Raw genomic sequence first — 3,861 nt, forward strand, 5'->3', positions numbered from 1 at the left:
ATTGGTGGTATCCTCTGCCGGGGGCGGCGCTGCGCCCTGGGCAAAAGCGGGAACGGTAAAGCCCGATGCCAAAACCAGCGTCAGGCAAAGGGTGGAAAGTGTTCGGATCAATCGTTTATTCCTCATAGCTGGTTTCCTCCTGTTCGTTGTTGTCATCAGCCAAACTGCCGGGAACTGTGCCGCCGGACAGCATAGCGCTCAACTGGGCCGGGGTCATACGCAGTGCGCGCACCATCTGAACGATCTCCAGATTTTCTGCCTCGGTTTTCTGTGCCTCCAGCACCTTGAGCCTTTCCTGATACTCTGCGATTTTCTCGCGGACCTTTGTAATCTCCTGGTCAATGCGTTCAATTTTGTTCTTTGCCATCGTCTATCACTCCTTCTAAAAATCTCTGTTACCAGTTCATCAGACCGTAGCCCTTGATACTCTGATAATTCAGGTCATAACTCTTGATCTTACAGGCATCGCCGGAATTTCCCTCCACAGTATAAACACGGCTGCCATCGGTACCGACAACGATGCCCACATGGTCGGCGCTGCCGTCCAAGTCCCAATCGAAGAAAATGGCATCGCCGGGAGCAATGTTCTCATACCCCCGTGCGCCCCACTGTCCATGAGACTGGAACCACGGAACGCCCTGCCACTCACAGCCTGCAAATCGCGGCTCACTTTTTCCTGCCTGGTTATAGCACCAGGATACAAAGCAGGCGCACCATTCCACACGGCTGTCAAAACCGTACCAGCTCCAGTAGGGATAGCCGCCCACATTGCCTACCTGACTTTTCGCCAGTTCTACCAGCTGAGGGTTGCCGGGGCGGGTGCCGTTAATGAACTGCACACCGGACAGATCTTCCGAGCCGCTGGTATCAGGGGAACCGCCGCCAAACAACAGCGGCTTATTGCCCATAGTCTGTCGGTAAACCTGATACATTTCCATCTGCTCCGGGGTCAATAGCTCCGACGCCACAGCGGAAATGGGCTTGCTGGTGAGTTTCACATTCAGAATGTAATACTCATAGGGTACTTCTTCTGAGGTGGTCTCGCCGGTCTCCGGGTCGGTGGAAGTCTCCGTGCGGTAGCGGATCTCCACTTCCTCGGTAAGTGTCAGCTGATACTGTGCTGCAAACACACGCGCCAGCTCTGCCTGAGCGCTTTGCCGGGTATAGCCCTGCAAGACAGCAGAAAGAAATGCTGCCAGCTCATGAGGGTCATGGCCGATCATGCCAAGGTCATAGCGATACTCGTCATACCCTGGGTGGCTGCTTTCGATGTTGTCAATTTCCTCCTGCAACTGGGCTTCTCTGGCTGCATAATCTGCCTCCACTGCCAGCATTTCCGGGTCATCCGACGGATAGGTGGTGCCAGATAGAACGGAACCGATGCTCTGCGCCATCATGGAACAAGAGGACATGGTATTCATCAGCATACAGGCGATGAGGAACAAAACCCCTGCGATCAGGAAGCCCTTCTTGTGGCGCATGACGAATGCCCCTGCCTGCTGTGCCTTTTCTTTTACCGTCCTTGCGGCTTTTCCAGTTTTGGACGCAGCCTGGGCGGTATTTCCGGCAGTCTGACCGGTGCGCTTGGCGGCGGCATACTGCTTTTTTATGGCCTGCTTTTGCTGCCAGCGGGAAAGAGGATTGCTGGAAAACTGGGGATTTTCCTGCAAGGATTTCTGGTACAGGACATTTACATTTGCCTTTTCCAGTTGACGCTCTGCCTGGGCTGCTTTGCGGTACGGCTTCAGCTTGTGGCTGCGGTAGCCCTCCCGCACCAGATAAGCGCCGATCTCCACCGCCTCCTCGGACTTGTGGGCGCTTTCCACGCCCACATTGTCCTGTTCTGTTTCCCGGATTTCTTTGTGGAGCTTGCCCGCGACCAGATGGACGGGTGCTTCCTTCACTCTCTGAGAAAGTTTGGAGGGTGGCTTTTTCTTGTCCTCAAAGGTCAGCTTCGAGGTCTTTTTTCCGGTATCCGGGTCAATAACTGTCTGCCTGACCTTTTTCTTTGGAATATTGGCCTGCGCCTTATCTGCTCTGGCCGCAGCTTTCTCCGCTTTGCGGATCGGCTTTTCCAGCGCAGGGTCAGCCCGTTCCTCATCGGTAAAGCGCAGGCGCGGTTCCTTATTCAAACCATTCTCCCAGCATGAGGGAGGACATCATGTAGTGCAGCTCTGCATAAATGGCCATTCCCACAGGATCGTTGAACATACAGCCGGACAGGTAGGCATAAAACTGTGCCACCACATCGGACAGGATCTTCGCTTCTGTTCCTTCCAGAATCAGACCGCCCATGCCTTCCTTGGCACGGATGGCGCTCCAGACCTCTGCCAGACGGAGAAGCCCCACCTGACCGGTCTCATTCAGTTCGGCTGCCTGATCTGCCGCCGTGCGGCACTCACTTACCGCATCAGCCATGACCGTAAGCAGCTGGCTGCGCTGGGCATTTACCGCCCTGTCAAAAAACAACAACGGGTTTTGATTCAAAATGTTGGGGTTCATCATCATTCATCCTCCTTCTTTTTCAGTTCCTGGGGTTTGGTGGTCATAATGCGGTAAAGCTCGGTATTCTTCGGGAAGTGATCCACGAAAGGCAGGATCGTGGAGCCATAGAACAACAGGCCCTCGCCCTCACCGGAGTGGGTCACATAGCTAAGCTGATGCGTGGAAATGCCCAGCTGCTTGGCGAGAATCTGTCGGTCTCCGCCTGCCTGGTTGAGCATATACACGAAGTCCGAGTTTTCAAAGATGTTCTCCACCTCACGGCTGGAAAGCAGGTCTTTGACATTCTGGGTGATTCCTGTTGGGATCTGTTTGTGATTATCAGACAGTTTTTTATCTGTCTCTCCGGGGATTTCTCCCATTTTCAGCGGTGTGTCATTTCACACCCGGCATAGCATATCTTTTTATCTGACAGCTCTGCGCTGCCTGCCGAAATGATAGCGGGAACTCGTGGAGCTATTATATTCCGGATCATCACAGACCAGGGGTCAAGCTCTATGCGTTGCGTGTGTACCTGCTATTACACAGAGACTTCCACTCGGATTAGGATTGCAAAACCCTTTCCGTTTCTTTCCCACTGATAATCCTGACTGTCTGAATCGGCTTCGGTCAGGACGGCATACTCTGTGTTTCCATGCAAAATCAAAACACAAAGTAATTTACCTCCCCATTTTCTGAATCGCTTCCAGATTTCCACCGTATAAGCGGCGGTCTGCTCCTCCTTCAAAAGTAGGTGCATCTCGTCGATGTAGTAACGGGTGGACTTGTGAGCGGCACGGTTGATGGTAACGCGGTTCCACACCTGATCCTGGACCACCAGCATACCGATTTTCTTGAGCTGCTTGCCCAGTTCCTTAATGTCATAGCAGACAATGCGGTTATTGATGTCCACATTGCTCTGGTGATTGAACACATTAAGGGAGCCGGTTACATAGATTTCAAGGGCCGTGGCGATATACTGGGCTTCCTTTTCCTCCTGTGAACGGAGCAGGTTATATAGGTCCTCCAGTATGGGCATATTCTCCGGGCGCGGGTCGTTGAGGTAGGTCTGATAGACCAGACGCACACAACGGTCGATGATGGTTTTCTGCACCGGCTGCAATCCGTCCTTACCGCCCACGATCAGCTCACACAAGCTGAGGATAAAATCAGACTTGAGGGACAGCGGGCTTTCATCATCCGAATAGTCCAGGTTCAGGTCCATCGGATTGATGTAATTGGTTGAGGTAGGCGAGATCTTGATGACCTGCCCATGCAGACGCTCAACAAGAGGTGCGTACTCAGCTTCCGGGTCACAGATGATAACATCATCACTGGTAAGCAAAAAGCAGTTGGCAATTTCTCGTTTTGCGCTGAAGG

The 3,861-nt window shown here is 53.0% G+C and carries 3 protein-coding genes and 2 pseudogenes; all 5 read right to left on the reverse strand.

From position 1 onward, the window contains the following. Window positions 1-115: 115 nt before the first annotated feature. Window positions 116-367 (reverse strand): DUF4315 family protein, encoded by a 252-nt coding sequence (locus OCV69_RS10045; protein WP_158358858.1) that lies wholly within the window; start codon window positions 365-367, stop codon window positions 116-118. A 28-nt stretch (window positions 368-395) separates the two neighbouring features. Further along, window positions 396-2,132 (reverse strand): C40 family peptidase, encoded by a 1,737-nt coding sequence (locus tag OCV69_RS10050; protein ID WP_262563087.1) that lies wholly within the window; start codon window positions 2,130-2,132, stop codon window positions 396-398. Next, the gene (locus OCV69_RS10055; protein WP_470207083.1) at window positions 2,125-2,505 is read right to left on the reverse strand and encodes a DUF3851 domain-containing protein; all 381 of its coding nucleotides are present in this window, start codon (window positions 2,503-2,505) and stop codon (window positions 2,125-2,127) included. The genes OCV69_RS10050 and OCV69_RS10055 overlap by 8 nt, the downstream gene beginning before the upstream one ends. Continuing rightward, window positions 2,505-2,810, reverse strand: a pseudogene (locus tag OCV69_RS10060) (VirB4-like conjugal transfer ATPase, CD1110 family); the annotation flags it as partial. The gene OCV69_RS10055 and the pseudogene OCV69_RS10060, both read right to left, overlap by 1 nt. Window positions 2,811-3,163: 353 nt before the next feature. Next, window positions 3,164-3,861 (reverse strand): annotated as a pseudogene (locus OCV69_RS10065) (VirB4-like conjugal transfer ATPase, CD1110 family); the annotation flags it as partial.

The sequence above is a fragment of the Alitiscatomonas aceti genome (assembly GCF_025567195.1).
GTDB lineage: Bacteria > Bacillota > Clostridia > Lachnospirales > Lachnospiraceae > Alitiscatomonas > Alitiscatomonas aceti.